The 19,475-nt window shown below is 58.3% G+C and carries 14 protein-coding genes; 4 read left to right on the top strand and 10 right to left on the bottom strand.

The window, feature by feature from the left end:
• Nucleotides 1–359 precede the first annotated feature (359 nt).
• From BBPC_RS02320 to BBPC_RS02275, 10 genes are all read right to left on the bottom strand, one after another.
• A complete protein-coding gene (locus BBPC_RS02320; RefSeq protein ID WP_004219821.1) occupies nt 360–1,463 on the bottom strand; it encodes an iron-containing alcohol dehydrogenase in 1,104 nt (367 codons plus the stop codon).
• A 299-nt stretch (nt 1,464–1,762) separates the two neighbouring features.
• Nucleotides 1,763–3,631 carry a sialate O-acetylesterase gene (locus BBPC_RS02315; RefSeq protein ID WP_004219822.1) on the bottom strand — a complete coding sequence of 623 codons (1,869 nt, stop codon included), beginning with the start codon at nt 3,629–3,631 and terminating at the stop codon, nt 1,763–1,765.
• 28 nt (nt 3,632–3,659) lie between these two features.
• A complete protein-coding gene (locus BBPC_RS02310) occupies nt 3,660–4,757 on the bottom strand; it encodes a glycosyl hydrolase family 8 (protein WP_226586489.1) in 1,098 nt (365 codons plus the stop codon).
• Between the two features lie 40 nt (nt 4,758–4,797).
• Complete coding sequence (locus BBPC_RS02305; protein ID WP_050775080.1) at nt 4,798–6,885, bottom strand: hypothetical protein; 2,088 nt, start codon at nt 6,883–6,885, stop codon at nt 4,798–4,800.
• A gap of 133 nt (nt 6,886–7,018) precedes the next feature.
• Nucleotides 7,019–8,650 carry a glycoside hydrolase family 43 protein gene (locus BBPC_RS02300; RefSeq protein ID WP_004219830.1) on the bottom strand — a complete coding sequence of 544 codons (1,632 nt, stop codon included), beginning with the start codon at nt 8,648–8,650 and terminating at the stop codon, nt 7,019–7,021.
• 4 nt (nt 8,651–8,654) lie between these two features.
• Nucleotides 8,655–10,649 carry a right-handed parallel beta-helix repeat-containing protein gene (locus tag BBPC_RS02295; protein WP_004219832.1) on the bottom strand — a complete coding sequence of 665 codons (1,995 nt, stop codon included), beginning with the start codon at nt 10,647–10,649 and terminating at the stop codon, nt 8,655–8,657.
• Between the two features lie 113 nt (nt 10,650–10,762).
• Nucleotides 10,763–11,629, bottom strand: coding sequence for a carbohydrate ABC transporter permease (locus BBPC_RS02290; protein ID WP_004219834.1), 867 nt, complete (start codon nt 11,627–11,629; stop codon nt 10,763–10,765).
• Nucleotides 11,629–12,582 carry a carbohydrate ABC transporter permease gene (locus tag BBPC_RS02285; protein WP_004219835.1) on the bottom strand — a complete coding sequence of 318 codons (954 nt, stop codon included), beginning with the start codon at nt 12,580–12,582 and terminating at the stop codon, nt 11,629–11,631. The genes BBPC_RS02290 and BBPC_RS02285 overlap by 1 nt, the downstream gene beginning before the upstream one ends.
• Nucleotides 12,583–12,601: 19 nt before the next feature.
• Nucleotides 12,602–13,909, bottom strand: a complete 1,308-nt coding sequence (locus BBPC_RS02280) for an ABC transporter substrate-binding protein (protein ID WP_004219837.1) — start codon at nt 13,907–13,909, stop codon at nt 12,602–12,604.
• 231 nt (nt 13,910–14,140) lie between these two features.
• Nucleotides 14,141–14,611: a bifunctional diaminohydroxyphosphoribosylaminopyrimidine deaminase/5-amino-6-(5-phosphoribosylamino)uracil reductase RibD gene (locus BBPC_RS02275; protein ID WP_231857843.1), complete on the bottom strand. Its 471-nt coding sequence runs from the start codon at nt 14,609–14,611 to the stop codon at nt 14,141–14,143.
• Between the two features lie 180 nt (nt 14,612–14,791).
• On the opposite strand from BBPC_RS02275, the gene BBPC_RS02270 reads away from it, so the two are divergent.
• The 4 genes from BBPC_RS02270 (at nt 14,792) to BBPC_RS02255 (ending at nt 19,472) form a co-directional block, all read left to right on the top strand.
• Nucleotides 14,792–15,217: a peptide deformylase gene (locus tag BBPC_RS02270; RefSeq protein WP_004219841.1), complete on the top strand. Its 426-nt coding sequence runs from the start codon at nt 14,792–14,794 to the stop codon at nt 15,215–15,217.
• Nucleotides 15,218–15,366: 149 nt separating this feature from the next.
• Entirely contained in the window at nt 15,367–16,290 is a 924-nt protein-coding gene (locus BBPC_RS02265; protein WP_004219846.1) for a serine hydrolase domain-containing protein, read from the top strand.
• A gap of 158 nt (nt 16,291–16,448) precedes the next feature.
• A complete protein-coding gene (ettA, locus tag BBPC_RS02260; RefSeq protein ID WP_033524218.1) occupies nt 16,449–18,125 on the top strand; it encodes an energy-dependent translational throttle protein EttA in 1,677 nt (558 codons plus the stop codon).
• A 432-nt stretch (nt 18,126–18,557) separates the two neighbouring features.
• Nucleotides 18,558–19,472, top strand: a complete 915-nt coding sequence (locus tag BBPC_RS02255; protein ID WP_003835632.1) for an acyl-CoA thioesterase — start codon at nt 18,558–18,560, stop codon at nt 19,470–19,472.
• Nucleotides 19,473–19,475 lie beyond the last annotated feature (3 nt).

Here is a 19,475-nt window from a genome sequence, read left to right as displayed (position 1 = left end):
GAAACCAAACCGTTATGCCAAGTCCGATTCCGCCGCGGAATGGTATGGAAGCGCAATCCAACGCTTCAAGGACTTCCGCACCCCGCCGAGAGCGGGGTAATAAGGCCGCTCGACATTGGCATATGCCGAATCATGTGACCGGCAACGGCTTCGGTGGCGATGAAAGCCTGCCCCGCCACCGAAGCGGAGATGCCGCCTTTCATCGCACATCCATGTACGGCTTGCCCTCCCCGTACACCGTGGCGGCTGCGTATCGATGTACAGGTGGAGGGCAAAATGTGTGGTCATAGACGTGTATACGGCAGGTGTGGATATCAAGTCTTCGGCGCCTCCATCCCTCGATACACCTTGATACATCCTCAGAACACGACCGGTGTCACGCACAAGGCGAGGATGGCGCGCGCATCGTCGCGGGTGATGCGGCGGTAGGAGCCGCCGACGTCGCCGGCATGGTCGGCGAGCTTGTCCAGCGTGGCCGGATCGGCTGGAATGCCGACCTCGGACAGGGTGAGCGGGGCACCGACCAGACGCAGAAAGTCGACGTAGTGCTCGATGCCCTCCTCGGCCACCTCGCGCTCGGATTTGCCGGTCGAGTCCACGCCCCACACGTTCACCGCCCAGCGGGCGAAGCGTGCGGTGGCTTCGGGGCGTGAGGTGTAGACGTACTTCATCCAGTGCGGATGGACCACGGCCAGGCCGGCGCCGTGCGAGATGTCGAAGTAGGCGGAGAGCGCATGCTCGATGCCGTGCGTGACCCAATCCTCCTCCTTGCCACGCGAGATGACGCGGTTGAGCGCGAACGTGGAATCCCACATCGCGTTGCTACGGGCCTCATAACTGCGCGGATGGCGACGGCAGGCGCGCCAGGAGCGCAGGATATGCCGTTGGATGGCCTCGGCCATCTCGTCGGAGAGATTGTCGTCGCTGGGTAGCGAGAAATATTGTTCGCAGGTGTGGCAGAACATGTCCACGAATCCGTAGGTGGTCTGTTCAGCCGGCAGGGTGAGCAGATAGGTCGGGTCGAGTACCGAGAACTTCGGCGTCAGCGGGAAGGATGTGTAGCCGAGCTTGCGGTTGCGGGCCCAGTTGGTGAGCACAGCCACGCCGCCCATCTCGGAGCCGGTGACGGCGGTGGTCAGCACCACGCCGAGCGGCACAAGGTTTTCGGGGGCGGGCTTGCCGGTTTCGACGTAGTCGTACCAGAGGTCCTCGTCCTCGCCCAGGCCGGAACCCAGCGAGATGAACTTGGCGCAGTCGATGACCGAGCCGCCGCCGACAGCCAGGATCAGGTTCACCCCGTGCTCCCGAACCAGGTTCACGCCTTCGAAGACCTTGTCGAGTCGCGGGTTCGGGGTCACGCCGGAGAGTTCGATGACCTCGTTGCCGGCCTCGCGCAGCGCGGCCGTCACATCGTCATAGGCACCGTTGCGCTTGATCGAGCCGCCGCCGTAGACCAGCAGCACGCGGCACCGGGGCGAGACCTGGCCTCCTCGGCCACATGCGAGACCTGACCTTCTCCGAAATAGATCTTGACGGGATTGTGGAAGATGAAGTTTCTCATATGTTCATTCCTTTCATGAACGGCTCGGTTACGCAATGGATTCGGCGAACGGCGAAATCGTCGAACCGATCATTCTGCCCAACAGACTTCTATACGCTCCGCTACCTCTTGGAATTGCTCAAGACATCCGATAGCAAGTTCGTCGTTCGGCCACGTCCCGACTTGGTCGAACGGCGAACATCCGGTTTCGGCGCGTCTTCTCTACTCAATCGGCATGGCGAACGGTGGCACAGGCATACCCTTCCCCGAACACAGTAGACCACGACCGGGCGCATTACTCCACGCATATCGGATGGATGTCGGCTTACGCCAGGGCACACGAATGACGACCTTGTCGCCTTCAACGCGCCCGGAGACGGCATGCACGGAGCCGTCCTCCCAAACAAGCTCGAATTCGCGCGGTTCGTCCCCGTCCAAGGTGTATAACGGACCACCTGCAAAGTCGATGACGAGCTCACCGTCTGTCAACACCGCGGACTTCGGCTCAGGTGATTTCGGTGCGTCATTTTTACCATAGACAAGACCGCAGGCCGCATGGAACAACCGCTCGGCGACCACACGCTTGTTCCACGGATGCAGGTCGTTCCATTCACCGGCGTCGAGCGCAACCACTGTTGCCCCATCATCAACGGTCTTCGACACCTGCCATTCATGCTGCCGCACCAAGGCCCATCCACCATCCTCGACATTGTCGATTGAAAATACCGGCAACTGCACAATCAGGAACGGCAATCGTTCTTGATCCCAAGCATGTCGCCAGCAGCCGATCATCGCCGTAAGCATATGCCCATACTCATCGGCCACATCACCAGTATTGGATTCACCCTGATACCAGAGCACCGCACGGGCGCCGTACCCGGCGCAGGTCGCGGTCATGCCGTTGTACAGGCCTAATGGCTTCCACTGCAGGGAATCTTCCGTCGGACAATCCTCATCGATTTCGGCACCGATCATGTACCGCCAAGCTCCGCTCAGATCGAACGAGTCATCGCCCACATCCAGATGCATGCGCTTACCGGGAGTGAACCGGCCCGTGCCGCGTTCGCACACCAGCCGTACTTCTACATCGTTGGGGCCGGCCTTCAGCACATTCTCCGGGACAACGTAGTCACGGGAGAAATACTGGTGCTCGGACCGCCCCACTTCAACACCATTCACATAGGTGATGTCCGAATCAACCATCGCCCCCAAGTGCAGCACAGCAGGCCGTCCAACCGCATACGTCGGCAACATAACCGTACGCCGCAAGCGGATCACACCGCGGAACCCAGCTAGACGAGGATCGGCATCCGACAGGAATGCGGGCAGGTTCACGGTTCCGGTTTCCGCATCCTCATTCCATCGGTTGACTTCTCGCACACGCAGATCTTCATGCCACCGGGTGCGGGCCTCAATGCTAGACTCATTGCGCACACGGGCTTCATCATCATTCCGGTATGGTGCCAGATCAGTGAGCATCCTCGGCCATGCAGCGAGTGTCTCCTCATCCATCCATGATTCGATCGGTGAGCCGCCGAGCGTGATATTAAGCAGACCGACCGGCACACCGAACGATTCCCGAATCATACGTCCAAAAAAGTAGCCGATTCCAGTGAACTCATCAAGGGTATCCGATGCAGCGCCAACCCATTGTACCGGTTCATCGAATTCATGACGCGGCCCGTGGAAATCGAATCTGACCGGCACTTTGCAATGTCGCAGCAGCGAGTCGGCTTCACGCGTGAATTCGGACGGATAACGCCAGTGCAGAAATTCCATCTGATATTCCATATTCGACTGTCCGGCGCAAATGAACACCTCGCCCGCATAAACGTCATGGCTCAATGATTCCCGCGTCGCCGCTTCCGACGTTTCACTGACCGTCATGCGATAGGGACCACCAGCGTCCAACGGTTCGAGCGTGACCGTCCACGCGCCATCGGCGTCGACGATGGCATCGGCACGCCGTTCCGCGACCGAGACCTCGATCGTGGAACCGGGGCGGCCACCACCCCAGATCCTCACCGGCATGCCAGATTGCAGCACGCATCCTTCACCGAACAACGGATTGATATGCAATGTCGATTTCATTGTGTCCAACTCCTTGTTTCAGCCATATTCACCACACGCGGTATTCGCCCGCGAGCGCGAGGAACGCGAACGCGTAGAGGAAGTTGTCGTAGTAGCGGCGCGTGCCGGTGCGGATCGGCGTGTCCCACAGCAGGCGCACCCAGCGGATCGCATTATCGAGCGCGTCCGGCTCCTGCGAGTGCATCGCGGCGAGCGAGCCCTCGGCGGTGGCGGCGATGAAGCCGACCGGGTGCAGCACGGTCTCGTCCACCGGCGTGCCGTCGACCGCGTAGACGCAGGTGCGGTCGTGTTCGAGGAAGAAACGCTGCAGACGCGCATTCGCATCGCACAGCTCGGGCACGACGCCGTTCCACAGGCAGTCCAGCCCGATGTTGCCGGCGGTGCGGTAGGCGTCGGAATAGAAGTGCCAGTGGTCGCGCTCGTCGACATGCGGCGTGCCATCATAGTTTGAGTATTCGGGGTTCATACCGGTTTCCGGATGGCAGGCGGTGACCAGATACCGACGGCTGGCGGCAGCGGCCTCGCGCCAGAACGGGCGGTCGGCCTCGTCGGCACGCTGTGCGAATACCTCATAGAAGTGCGGCAAATGGTAGGACGGGTCGGTCCATTCGGTTTCCGGGATGAACTTGATCAGATGGTTCTCCGGATTCCACATCGGGTAGCCCTCGCCATCCTCGCCCCGGTGCACGCAGGTATGCAGGATCGAGCGGGCGTGGCGGGAGTACTCGTACACGCCCTCGCCATCGCCCCAGCGCCCGGAGGCCAGGAACAGCGCCATCGCGAAGTACTCCTCGCCGTCGGGGGCCGGGCCGTCGGCGTTCGGCACGCCGCTGAGGTCCACGGACCAGGCGAAGTAGCCCTTGTGCAAGCCCTCGGTCATGAACATGTACTTCATGACCCAGCCCCACAGCTTGTCGAACACGTCCTTGCGGTCGTACTGCACGGCGATCATCATCGCATAGCTCATGCCTTCGGTGCGCACGTCGTGGTTGCCGGTGTCCATCACGTAGCCAAGGCCCTCGTCGTTCTCCCAGTAGATCTTGTCCGGACCTTCGAACATCTCGGTCCAGTTGCGTTCCAGCCGGGCCTGGATGGCCTCGCGGCCGTACCCGCACTGTTCGAACATGCTGGTCTCCATATGACCCATGGCTCCCGCACCCATTGTTTCATCCTTTCTCATCATGGACGCAACCCATCGCCCGCGATACCATGGTGACGGTTGGCAACTCATCATGCGGCATGACGTCCCAGTACAGACCCGTCAGACCGTCCAAGATCGCTCCCGCCGCCCAAGGCATCAGACAACGCCACGTGCTGCACAGGCTTCCATCCGGGTACCTCTCGTCCAAAAACCCCTGGCAGTGACAAAACCGTTCCGACATCCAGCCGACCCGCCCATATCCGTACTCACCATCCTTGAGGTTATATGTCTGGCAGCTCCAGCCGACCGCATCGCACAAACGCGACGCGATATATGTGTCGTTCCGATATCGGAGGTAATAAACCATATCCTCGATGGCCACACTTGACATCGGATGGATATGGGCGTTACTGGTCGAAGTGACGCTGCCTCCGCAACTCGACCAGCCGACTTCGTTCAGAGGCGGTACGCCAACGGGCGAATTCCAGCAAAAACGGAAACTGCATTCATAGGCGAACGCCTCTCGCATCCGGTCAAGATACATAGCGTCTCCGGTAATGGCGTATAGGCATCCGACCGCCTTGATATACCCCAATATACCTTCGGAATCCACGGCTTTCGATGTATCCAGCGGCGCACCATAGCATTCCATATGCGCCACGTACCGGTTATGATAATGACGTTCGGATAGGAGCATCCCATCCAGATCCGAGTGGTCGCCGGTCAGCAAAGCCCAATACGCGGATGCGGCCAGACACCACACACCGCCGAACGATTCGTACTCGGCTCCTGAGCCGTCCATCTCATCGAACACGAATGGGTATTCGCCAACCGCATTGCGCCCTGCCGCCAATCGGGGAATGACGTTCCCGATGATCTTCAGCCAGTCCGAGTGATCGATTCCGCCGAACCGCCGTTCGATCTGCCACGCCCGCAACGCCGAGTACATCGTCTGCCCGACAAGGTACCCGCTGTGTCCGGGATTGGACAGTCCGTCGAACCACCAACCGCGGTTGCTCCACCGCTCATGTTCCACCGCCGTGTAGGGCAATCCGTTCGTCGGGTTGATGCAATGTTGGATGATATGCTCGATGCCGTCGAGGGCGTGACGACGCATAGCATCGTCCCCCAACCGCCAAGCCGACGCCAACATCGGTACCGCGGAGGCCATGCCGTTGGTCCAACTACTCGATCCCAACCGGCGGTACATATACGGCTTACCTTCGATGATCTCATCTCCCGGACTATGATGGTCGAAGACAAACCCCGCGTACATGTGTTCGTCCTCCAGCCACGCGTCTCTATCAACGGCGACTGCAATGTCGCGTATAGCCCGAGCGGGAGCGCCGACCTGACGCGGCGGTTCATGAAAACGACGGTATACGGTTTCCAGCACCGGTATGATAGCCCGTTCATCCCGGGCGGGAGCGTCGACGACGTCCAAGCGCATAATCGCCGCGCCTCCAGGCGCCAGTGTAATCGGCCCTTCCGCCGAGTCAGGACGTTCGCGGATATCCGTCGAGCTGACGAACAACCAGGGCGCGTTCTCATAGCCGATAGTCACGCCCACCGAGGCGTGGTCGTCGCAGGGCACGATTCCAGGCGTCGGCAACATGCAGCTGAATCCCGCATACTGGACGAAAGGCAGTTCATCACATGCCTCATGTCCGACCAACATCCCATCACCGCGGTCAACCAGATAGGGGCTGGACACCACACCGACGACACGGGAACGGGTCACGGCCAATGCACATGGATTGGACAGCCTGTCTCCTCGAATCATCCACCATGATGAGGCTGGCAGTTCGCTCCGTTCACGAAGCCGGGGAAATTTCGTCGCGGTTCGCAGCGGCGCCTCTCCACGATTACGCCCATACATGAACCCTGGCAGGAAGAACCGCGGTTCACCGTCAGCCCGAATCGGGATATCGATGCGAACGACCCCTTCGAACGCAACGGAGCCGTCATTGCGCACCGTTACCGTGCAACGCCACGGATCGGCGGGGGACCCGTTTCCTCCGTGCCAGTCGACTTCGACGGCAAGACCGCATTCATCAAGACGCACATACCGTCCCGCGCCGTCGGCTCGTCGGGCGGAACATTCCAGAGCCATTCCTACCTCATTGCATACTTCACTGCTCATATCGTTCTCATATCTTCGCAAAACGTTGCCATCATGCGCCAAAACAATACTGATTATTGATATGGTCGTTTCGCGGGAAGACATCCCGCGAAACGACCATCTATCAGTCTTCCATCCCAGAAATTTCCCGGTAGTCGAAGTGGTCAAAGGTGGCCACTTCGCCGTAGCCGGAATAGTCGACCGCGGCCAGACCCACGAAGGCACCGGTGAAGAAGCCGCCGTACGTCTGGTTCACGTAGTCGTCGGAGAGGATCCTCGCGTCGAGCCTGACCGGCAATTCGGTCCAGGTCTCACCGTCGAACGAGTATTCGTAGGCGTACCACTGGGTGCGCACCTTGGCACGCAGCCATACGCGATCGACGCCCTCGGGCACCACTACGGCGTTCTCGCGCAAGAACGAGGTGTAATTGTTGCGGTCGTTCTGCGCCACCTCGATCACGCGGCACTTGCGGTCCTCGTCGTACGTGACAAACGCCCACGACCAATGCTGGTCGTTGTAGTAGTTCGTCAGACCGGCCATCGCCTGGTAGGTCTTCGGATCGAACGCCACGCAGGTCTCGGCGTCGAAATCGAACGCCTGCCAGCGGCGGGCCACCAGCGACAGGTCGAACGTGTTGCACAGCGAGCCCTGGCCGATCAGCTTCAGGCTGCCGCCGCCGACCGAGCCCATCTTCTCGTCGAACGGCACACGCAACGTGTTCCAGTCGAGACCGAGCACGTCGGCGTCGAACTCGTCGTGCTGATCGCGGCTTGCGGGCGCGACTGTCTCGATCGCGTCCTTCGGCGCCTCCACATAACGTTCGCCGCCATGACCGCCGACGATGTACGGCCAACCATCCTCAGCCCACTCGACCTTCTGGATTGAGGTCTCACGACCCAGCGTGCACCAGCCGCGCGGGTCGGTGAACGACTCTGTCTCGTGATGCCACGGGCGGCCGCACAGCGACGCGTAGTACCATTCGCCGGACGGGGTGTCCACCAGCGCGCCGTGGCCCTGCTTCTGCAGGTAGCTGCCTGGGATGTCGAAGTTCGTGATGAACGGGTTCGTGGGCGAGGCCTCGAACGACAGCTCGTCGAGCGTGCGGGAGCGGGCCACGGATTCCTGATGAGTCCATACCGTTCCGCCCTCGGCGCAGAACAGATAGTACCAGCCGTTGATCTTATACAGATGCGGCCCCTCGACGAGCTTGACATCGTCGCCCATCCAGATCGTGCGGGCCGTCTCCGGCTTCAGCCGCATCGTCGCCGTGTCGAACTCGGTCAGCGTGATGCCGTGGAACTGATGCTTGTATTCACGATGGTCCCACGTCTGCTGCACCAGATATTTGCGGCCGTCGTCGTCGTGGAACAGGCTGGCGTCGAATCCGACGCCGTTCAGACGAAGCGGCTTCGACCACGGCCCGCGGATGTCCTCGGCGGTCGTCAGGTAGTTGACGACGTCCTTGAACGCGCCGTTGACGATATGAACATCGGAATAGACGATCCAGAACCTTCCGTCCGCATAGGACAAGTCGGGCGCCCATACGCCGCCGGACGCCGGATCGCCGCGCATGTCAAGCTGTTCGGCGCCCAAGGGGTACGGCAACGTGTTCCAATGCACCATGTCTTTGGACTCGTGCAGGCGGATGCCGGGGAACCACTCGAATGTGGAGTTCGCGATGTAATAGGTGTCTCTGACGCGAATCATCGAAGGATCCGCATGGAAGCCGGTGAGCACCGGATTGGTGATCTTCATGGTCTCACCATTCCTTGACGCCGCAGGAGGGGCAGGCGTCGTGCGTCGTCCGGACCGCGCCACACCAGGCCAGCTGACGGTTGGATCCCGGATGAAGCTCAGCGAATGGCCCCACGGAACTCAGTTCCGCGCGCCGGCGCCCAACGATGTCGGTGTCGATCACGATATCGGATCCATCCGTCTCCTCATACCGTTCATCCACGATGCGCGGCACGCCCAGATCAGCCGTGCCCACGACGGCCGCCTTCTTGTCCGCAAGCTCCGTCGGGCAATCGAACAGCAGGTACAGGTCATCCCCCTTGAACTCGCAACGGACGTTGACGGGCGACGCCACATGCGTGGTCCCCTGCTCCCCTTCGGGGCCTTCGGCCTCGCCGACGTAGGCGTTGTCCCAGCTGTACAGCATCTGCACGGGCTGCGGATCGTGCCCATTCGTGACCCCGGACGCGAAGATGTCGTGGACGCTTTGCAGATACTCCGCCATCGTGGACGGGTATCCGCGGTATGCGGATAGTCCCGTGGACCCGAAGGTCCCGGCGCCGTCGAGGAAGATGTTGGACGCGTATCGGTCGTCGCCACCATAGACGAATGCGTTGCCGGCCACCTCCGTGGAATGCGGGTAATGATACGGAGTGAAACGATCCAACACGCTGTTGTTTGAGATGGTGCCGCCGATCAGATTGTTGACGAACGCCGTCCCCTGAGCATAGTTGTCGTATGTCATCGCCGAACAGAACGCATTGTTGTCGATCAGACACGGACCATGCGTGACCTCGATCTCCAGATCGCAGGCATTGTCGTAGAACACGTTGCGGCTGATACGCACCCCTTGGGCCTGCCAGTCAAGCCACATCCCCAATGAACAGTCATGCACGCAGTTGTCCAGGATGCGGGCGTCGAGCGCCGCGTGAAGCTTGATGCCGGCCACCTCCCAGCCGAAGAACTCGCGCCGGGCACCAATGCGGTAGATATGGTTATGTTCGATGGTGCTGAACGCTCCGCCCATATGGCCGACGATCGCGTTCTGCCCGCAATCATGAATCACGTTGTCGCGCACGATATGCGAGCCGACGAATCCCTTCTTCCATCCGATACGCAGCCCCTTGAACACCGCTTCGAGCTGGTACTGGTGACCGGTCTTGCGCTCGGTCCGATACCATTCGTTGTCGCCTGTTTCCTCGCTGGTGCCCAGGCTGATGCCCGAGCATTTGACGTCATGGACGAGGTTGCGCTCGATAATCCATCCGGTGGCCCAGTTCGGTCCGATGGCGCCAACCTGATGCGAGGTGGGCGGCGCCCATTGCGTGGCGGCCTGACACAGTTCGAACCCGCTGACCGTGATGTAGTTCACGTGATGGCGTCTGGGGAAGAAACAGGACCGACGCACCGCAATTTCCACGCATTCCTCATTGGGATCGGCGCCATGGAAATTCGCGTACAGCACCGTACGGTCGTCCTCGACCCGGGCGTACCATACGCATTGGGTCATCTCGGGATCGTCGATCGCACATGCGACATCCGTGACATAGTCCTTGACATGGTCACGGTACCGCGGCGCAAAAGTATCCTCGAGCGAGGTCACCTCATACAACGCCCTGCCGTTGAGGAACACCATGCCCGGATGTTTGTCGGGGTCCTCGCCACGCGACGGCATCGCGAGCCAATCGCCGAACAGCGGCTGCCTGTACGGATTGTAATCGCCGAACATGGCGTCGTCCAACGTCACGCGCCAGACGTCATCCTTGTATCGGCTCCACCCGCAGATGATCTCGGACCCCTTGATCACGGGCTTTTCCCCGTCGGCGGCGCGGTAGACGATTCTATCGGCCTCGCAGGTCCCGCCGCGTCTCGGATCGACCCATTCCCGATACACGCCGTCATGAACGATGACGATATCGCCGGGCATCGCGACCTGCGCGGCATGCCCTATCGTCCGGAACGGATTATCCGGCCCACCCTGGGCGGTATCAGAACCTTCGGGAGAAACATGGTACTGCATTACAATTTACCCTTTCACCATTCGTCCGCACCTCCATGTGCGGATCGAAGACGTTGATTTGGACGGAGACGATGCCGGGGACACCCCTCATTATGGCGTCCCCGGCACCATACTCACTTGCCGCCCATGCCCATCATGCCGTCGACGAGCGAGCGACGTCCGATGAAGTACACCACCAAGATCGGCAGCACGGACAGGATGACCGCGGCCATCATGCCGGGGATGTCGATACCGAACTGGCTCTGATACTGGTACAGGTTCAGCGTCAGCACGCGGTTGGAATCGGACTGCGTCAAGATAAGCGGGAACATGAAGTTGTTCCATGCGCCCATCGCGGAGTAGATGATCACGGTCGCCAGTCCCGATTTCGACATGGGAAGGGTCAGCTGGAAGAAAATCCTCACCACCGACGCGCCGTCGACCGACATGGCCTCATACAACTCATTGGTGATCTGACGCATCGACGCCGTCAGAACGATGGTGCACATCGGAATCGAGAATGCGGCAGACGCCACAATCACGCTGATCAGGTTGTCGTACAAGCCAACGGAGCGAATCATAAAGAACAGCGGAACGATGATGGCCTGCACGGGGATCGCAATGCCCAGCAGCATGATCTGGAACACGCCATTCACGAATTTGCTTCGGCTGCGGACGATGGCGAAGGCCAACGGCGGCACCACGATCAGCACGATGGCCACAACCGAAACGGTGACGATCGCCGTGTTGATGAATGCCTGCAGGAATCCCTGATCCAACGCATTGGTGTAGTTGTCTAAGGTGAACATCGTCGGCAACGACAATGGCCCCTCTTCGGAATAATGAGGCTTGTCCTCAATCGACGCCTTGACCATGATGTACAGCGGTACGACGACCACCAGCAGCCATAGGGTTGACAAAACACCGGCAGCCCAGTTTGGACGTTCGAGCGAACGGCGCTTCGGAATTTTCACCGCGCCCGTTTCATGTTTCGTGGCCATCAGATACCCTCCAATTCGCTACGCATCTTGTCATATCCGGACACCTTCACCATCACCAGGGACAGGATGGTCGCTATCACGATCAGCACCACGGCGATGACACTCGAATAGCCATAGTTGTACGCCTTGAACGCCGTCGAATACATGTAATACGCGGTATTCTGCGTATCAGTGCCGGGACCGCCCTTGGTCAACACCAGAATCGCGTCAAATGCGGTCAAGCCGCCCACGACCTGGAACAGCAGCGAGGTAATCAGCGTGTTCCTGACTTGGGGGATGGTGATACAGAAGAACTGACGAATCCTACCGGCGCCATCGATGGAAGCGGCCTCATACAAAGTCTTCGGAATGGCACGGACAGCCCCCTGATACAGCAGTGCATGGAAGGGAGTGAACTGCCACAGGCTGACGAACACCAGCACCGCGATGGCCGAGGAGGCGTTGCCGAAGATATTGCCGTCCCCGAACAGCCAACGCATCTTCGACGGCATGCCGAAGTTCGGATCGAGCATGGCGCGCCAGGCAACGGCAATGGCCGTGCCGGACAACAGATATGGAATGAAGTAGATGGCGGTATACACCGCACGATACCGCTGCCGGCCCGCCGCCCAGGCGCCAAGCAACAGTGAGAGCGGCGTTTGCGTCACGATGCCCAGAATCGTCAGCGTAAGCGTGACGCCGACGCTTTTCATGACTTTGGGATCATGAATGAACTGGGCCCAGTACTGCCCTCCAGCGAACTGGGGCGTGCCCAAGCCATTCCATTTGAAGAATGACAACCCCACCACAATAAACAGCGGCAGGATGCCGAAGATAAAGAAGAACACCGCCGCAGGCACGGCCCAGAGGCCCGAAGGCCGGGCGCCTCCGACAAAGGAGGCGCCCTTCTTTGGGCGACGAACCTGACCCTCGGCGTTCCCCGTCTGCATCTCAGATGAGTTACGCTTTGCCATGGTCTGTCCTATCGTGAAATCACTCGGTCGGCAGGGCCTTCATCTCGTCGATGAAGGTGCCCATGTCGATGGAGCCATTGAAATACTGCTGCATGCCGTCGAGCATCGGCTGAGACGACGAGGACACATGGTTCGGAGTCCAAGTGATCATGAAGTGAGGAGCATCGGTCAGCGCCTGAGACTCCCACTCGAGGAAAGCCCCGTCGGAGGCATTGTCCACGACCTTCTCCACCATCTCGCTGGCGTTGGTCGTTGCGGGCAGGTTGCCGGCCTTCAGCTGATCCTCCACGCACTTATCGGAATACAGCATCTTGAGGAACTCGACGCAGGCTTCAGGATGCTTGGTGTACTTGTTCATGCTGAAGTAGTTGCACGGGTTGCCGACGAGATCCTTGGCGTCGCCCTTCACCCCATCGATGGGCGGGAAGACCATATAGCCGAGATCATCATTGGTGAATTCAGGGGCCGCGGCCTTGTGGCCCGAATAGCCGAACGAGCCCATCAGCTCGAAGCCGGCCTTCCCCTGCTCCAGCAGAGCCGGGGCGGCACCATCGGTGTGCTTGACCGAATCGTACGTAGTGCCGAAGTATCCCTTTTCGACCATGTCGCGGATAATCTCCAGCGCCTTCTTGCTCTTGGGCGAGCTCCACTCGTCCACGCCGCCGTCCATCATCTTCTGGACGTCGTCATTGCCCATCACCTGCTGATAGATGACCGAATACCAGTTCAGCGTCGGCCACTGGTCGCCGCCGCCCAGCGCGATCGGCGTCAGGCCTGCGGACTTCAGCTTCTCGCATGCATCGCAGAACTCGTCGAAGGTGGTCGGGGCTTCGATGCCGTTGTCAGAGAGCACCTTCTTGTTGTAGAACAACACAATGGGCTGGACTCCGCGCACCGGAATGCCGTAATACTTGCCATCGACCTTGGCGGCGTCAAGAATGGACGGCAGGAAGTTGTCCTTGAGTTCCGGATCCTTCTCCATATACTCATCAAGCGGGGCGCTCACATCGGCGCGAGCGTACTGGATCATCAAAGCATCCGCCCAATTGAAGAAAATGTCGGGAGCCGAATCGGACTTCGGGTTCGACATGACCGTCTGCAGCTTGTTCTGATAATCCGCGCTTGTCACCAGATCAAGGACAGCCTTGACATCGGCGGTCTTGTTGTATTCGTCGACCAGCGCCCGCTCCATATTCGCGGAGGAATCGCCCGAGGACATGATGTGAATCACATTCTCGTCCTTGCTGGCGGTGTCAGAACCACATGCGGCAAAGCTCAGGCACGAGACTGCAGCAATGGCCGCGGCCACGAATCTTTTCATCTTCATTGATCATTCCCTTTCATCGGTGAACTCCCGCACCGACGAATGCCGATGCGAGAAATAAACGGCACATCGTTGTTGCCCACAAACAGAAAACCTGGGTTCCGTCCTGCGGAACCACTGCACTTGACGAATCATCCTCCTTTCGAAATTTATGTCTTCTGTTTACGAAGCACATAATAGCTATAGTTAAATCATTTGTCAAATAGGAAAAAGGGTCTAAAAAACGTTGATTTATCAACATTTCGTCCGCACCCCCATTCCTGTGGTGATGTAGTGGAAGAAATGGCGATTGATGGCGTCGCATTCAGCCCGCATCACGTCATATACCACTTCCACACCGTTTTCCTCAAGAATGCGAAGTCCTTTGCCGGCCACGATGGGATTCGGATCGATCGAACCGACCACGACGCGCGTTATGCCGTGCGAAAGAATTAGATCGGTGCATGCCGGCTGCGATCCGACATGGCAGCAAGGTTCGAGAGTGTCGATGACCGTGGCTCCATGCATGTCGGCACCATGCTCGTCGGCGTAGTCGAAGGCCATGCGTTCCGCATGCGGTCCGCGGTAGCGGTCGTGGTATCCGGCTGCGAGAATCTCGCCGTCGCGGACCACCACCGTGCCGACCAACGGATTCGGATTCACCCAACCGGCTCCCTTATGGGCCAGTTCCAGCGCCTGCGTCATGTATTTCCGATATTGAGGCATGTCATCCATGGTTCCAAGCATATTGCGTCGATTGCGGTCCCACATTTCAAAATCGCCACGAGACATTCCGTAAAAGGATAGGCGCGAACCGGCCATCCGTCCCATCGCCGTACGGCGTCGCACAATAACGCCATACAATGTTGGCAGACCAGCAAAGGAACCAGCGAGAGGAAACATCACATGCAGCGCGAAATCATGACGTCCATTCCGTTTTTGAGCCAGCCGTCGGCGGAGGCGCTCAATACGCCCGAGGATCTTGCCGTCGCGCAGGATCTCAAAGACACTCTCGATGCACACCGCAACGGCTGCGTCGGCATGGCCGCAAACATGATCGGCGTCTCGAAGCGCATCATTGCATTCGTGGACGAGGATTTCGGCGATCGCATCTTCGTAATGTTCAACCCGACGATCACTGCGAAAGACGGCGCCTACGACGCCTCCGAAGGCTGTCTGTCCCTCAAAGGCGAGCGCCGCACGGTCCGCTTCCAGCGCATTGAGGTCTCGTATGCGGATCGCAAGTTCCGCGAGCGTCATGCCACATTCACTGGTTTCACCGCGCAAATCATCCAGCACGAGATCGATCATTGCGAAGGCATTATCATTTAACGACTTTTTCAGGCATGGCACCTAGCGGTTTTTCGGGCGCTCCATCTAGCGACAGGCTTAGGAAAAATCGTTTGATGTAACAATCGTACGTAACCGCCTTACGTTACAGTTTCCGTAATGCACCGTAAGGCAGTGTCAAAGGAGATTTCATGGGTGCCATCAATATGTTCAACGATTTCGTCAAACTCATTGAAAGCGAGTCCCTGCCCGTCGAAGCCGTTGCGATTGCGGATGGCGACGCCATTATCGCGGAACGTCATTTCGTTCCCGACCAGGATCGTAATATTTATTCCCATACGAAAAGTTATGTTTCGACGGCTATCGGCATTGCGATTGAAGATGGCTTGCTGTCGCTCGATTCGCGATTGGTCGACTCGTTCCCCGAGTATGTTCCCTCCGATGCGCAACTGGAGTTGGGTCAGATCACGCTGAGGCACTTGCTGACTATGTCGAGCGGTTTCAATCATGCGTATTTGATGAACCCTGACCGGCGCAGTGGTGTTGGTGCGCCTGATTATTTACGGTACATGTTCTCTCGCAGGGTTGAGGCGGAGCCCGGCAGCACGTTCTGCTATTCGTCTGCGGATTCTGATTTAGCGGGCCGCATGTTGGAGCAGGCTGCCGGCATGCGTCTTGGCGAGTATTTGTATGGCATGATTTTTTCCAAGTTGGATCAGGGTTGGCCTGTTTGGGAATGTGACCCGCAAGGTCATCCGATTGCAGGCGGCGGGATCTACATGTCGCTTGCAAATATGTTGAAACTTGGCCAGGTCTATTTGAATGATGGCACTTGGCATGGCACGCGCATTGTCAGCGAATCGTGGGTCAAGCAGGCTTCCGGCAAGCAGATCGACACTCCGTACAGCAATATTTGGACGTGCGGTTATGGCTATCAGTTCTGGATGTCGCCTTATGAGGAGGCATATCGTGCGGATGGTGCGTACGGTCAGATCACTACGGTTTTGCCGAAGCAGGGTTTGGTTGTTGCGATTCAATGCCCGGAATCTGGCGATTTCGACAATATCGTTCGTCCTGCTTTGCATGAGCATCTGCTGCTTCCGCTTACTGCCTGAGCGCACGACTTTCGCCCATACCGCCGTGTAGATGGGGTATGGGATAATTATGCACGGTATTGTGCGTGGGTTGCGTTCCGGAATCCTTGATTGAGTTTCCGTTGACCGCTCATGCAACACGCTGGAATTCCAACGTTTCTTAAGGATGGAACACAACATTGGCTGAATTCATTTACCAGATGATCAAGGCCCGCAAGGCCTTCGGCGACCGTGTGATTCTCGATGACGTGACTTTGAGCTTCCTGCCAGGCGCGAAGATTGGCGTTGTTGGCCCGAACGGCATGGGTAAGTCCACGCTGCTGAAGATCATGGCCGGACTCGACACCGTGTCTAATGGCGAAGCTTCTTTGACTCCGGGTTATACCGTCGGCATTCTGCAGCAGGAACCGCCGCTGGATGACACCAAGACTGTTGGCGAGAACATCAAGATGGCGTTCGGTGAGATCGCTGAAAAGGTGGCTCGTTTCAATCAGATTGGCGAAGAGATGGCCAATCCGGATGCCGATTTCGATGCTTTGATGGATGAGATGGGCAAGCTGCAGAACGATATCGATGCCGCAAACGGTTGGGATCTTGATTCTCAGCTTGAGCAGGCTATGGATGCTCTGCAGTGCCCGGATCCGGATACTCCGGTGACGGTGTGCTCCGGTGGCGAACGCCGTCGTGTGGCATTGTGCAAGCTGCTGCTGGAAGCTCCTGATCTGCTGCTGCTTGACGAGCCTACCAACCATCTTGATGCCGAGTCGATTCTGTGGTTGGAGCAGTTCCTGCACCAGTACAAGGGTGCCGTCATCGCCGTTACCCACGATCGTTACTTCATGGATAACGTGGCTGAGTGGATCTGCGAGGTCGACCGTGGTCAGCTGTACCCGTATAAGGGCAACTACACCACGTACTTGGAGACGAAGGCCAAGCGTATGGAGATCCAGGGCGCCAAGGACGCCAAGCTCGCCAAGCGCTTGAAGAGCGAACTTGATTGGGTGCGTTCTTCGCCGAAGGCCCGTCAGGCTAAGAACAAGGCTCGTCTGGAACGTTACGACCAGATGGAGCAGGAGGCTCGTAACAATAAGAAGCTTGACTTCTCCGAGATTCAGATTCCGGCTGGTCCGCGTCTGGGCTCTACTGTGCTGGAAGCCGAGCATATTCACAAGGCGTTCGGCGACCGCGTGCTCATCGACGATTTGAGCTTCACGCTGCCGCGTAACGGCATTGTCGGCGTGATCGGCCCGAACGGCGTGGGTAAGTCCACCCTGTTCAAGACCATTGTCGGCCTTGAACCGTTGACGTCTGGCTCACTGAAGATCGGTGAGACCGTGCAGATCAGCTATGTCGATCAGAATCGTGCTGGTCTTGACCCGAATAAAAACCTGTGGGAGGCCGTGTCTGACGGTCTTGACTTCATCGAGGTTGCCGGCGTTGAAGTGCCGACCCGCGCGTATGTGGCGTCCTTCGGTTTCAAGGGTTCCGACCAGCAGAAGCTCACCGGCGTGCTGTCCGGTGGTGAACGCAATCGTCTGAATCTTGCTTTGACTCTGAAGCAGGGCGGCAACCTGCTGCTGCTCGACGAACCGACCAACGATCTTGATGTTGAAACCCTTGAATCGCTTGAAAACGCACTGCTCGGCTTCCCGGGCTGCGCTGTGGTGATCTCTCACGACCGTTGGTTCCTCGACCGTGTGGCCACGCATATTCTCGCGTGGGAAGGCGATGATGAGAATCCGGCCAAGTGGTACTGGTTCGAAGGCAACTTCCAGGCCTATCAGGAGAACCGTATCGCTCGTCTTGGCGAAGACGCGGCTCGCCCCCACCGTCTCCATCGCAAGCTGACCCGCTAAGCCGTTAAGCAGACAGTCCTATGGACTGTCTGTAGGCTTAGTCTGAGTGAGGCGACAGCCGAACGAAGGCAACAATGAGCCTTGCGAAGCAAGACCGTAATTGCAGGGCCACAGGCTGACCTGTTAAGCGAACAGTCCAGTGGACTGTTCGTAGGGTCAACCTGAGTGAGGCGAGAACCGAACGAGGGTAACAATGAGCCTTGCAAAGCAAGGCCATAATTGCAGGGCCGGTTAACCCCATATTTCAGTAAAGCGCCGTGCTTCGTTACGAAGTGCGGCGCTTTGCCGTATGCGAATCGTTTGACGATTACCTGCCGTTCACGCTTCTCACGCATTCGTTACAAAACAATCCGGCGAAATTTACCGCCCTTGCGTAGACTCGAATCCGGAACGAAGCGTTACCTATACGACTCAAAAGAATCGAGGAGTGTCATGACAGAAACGGCAATCACACCATTGCAACGGTTAGCAAAGGTGCTTCAACTGGGCACGCCGTCCATGTACCGCAATCATATGTATGTGAATGGTGAAAGCCTGTATTTCCCCACTGGCCGCGTGTATGGCGGTCAGGTGATTGCGCAGGCTATGATGGCCGCATCCAAAACGGTGTCGCCGTCTCGCCTGCCGAATTCGATTCATGGCTATTTCATTTCTGCCGGTGATATTCGTCAGGATTTGCTGTTTGATGTGGAGAATCTGCGTGATGGCCGCTCGTTTTCAGCTCGTCGTGTAAATGTCACGCAGGCTCAGGGTTCGATTCTTACCGCCATCGCCAGTTTTCAGGAGCAGGGTCAGGAGGGTGTTGAGTTCGCTGATCCGATGCCGGAGGGTGTGCCGGAGCCGGAAGCGTTGACCAGCGCGAAGCAGCTTATGGAACCATTTGCCGAGAAGTCTTCGTTTGCCAAATATTATGCGGAAAAGTCGCCGTTCGACATTCGTCATGTGACGCGCACGATTATGTTGGGTGCCGATAAGAAGAGCGCCAGCAATGATTCCGGTAAACAGATGGTGTGGATGAAGGCTGACGGCACGGTTGATGTTCCGCAGGTTATGCATCGTGCGATGTTGGCGATGGGCTGCGATCAGGTGATGTTGGAGCCGGTGTTACGTCGCGCTGGGTTGAGTATTGCCACGCCTGGTATTTCGTTCGCTTCGATCGATCATTCGATGTGGTGGTATCGCGATATTGATATCACTCAGTGGCATTTGTATGTGCAGGATACGCCTACTGCAGCTCACGGCCGTGGCTTGGGTCAGGCGAAGGTGTATACGCAGGATGGTGAGCTTGTTGCCTGCATGACACAGGAGGTGATGCTTCGCGTTCCCGAAGAGGATCTGAAGAAGTGAGGT

This window comes from Bifidobacterium pseudocatenulatum DSM 20438 = JCM 1200 = LMG 10505, from assembly GCF_001025215.1.
Taxonomy (GTDB): Bacteria; Actinomycetota; Actinomycetes; order Actinomycetales; family Bifidobacteriaceae; genus Bifidobacterium; species Bifidobacterium pseudocatenulatum.
This window is presented reverse-complemented; position numbering and strand designations above follow the sequence as displayed.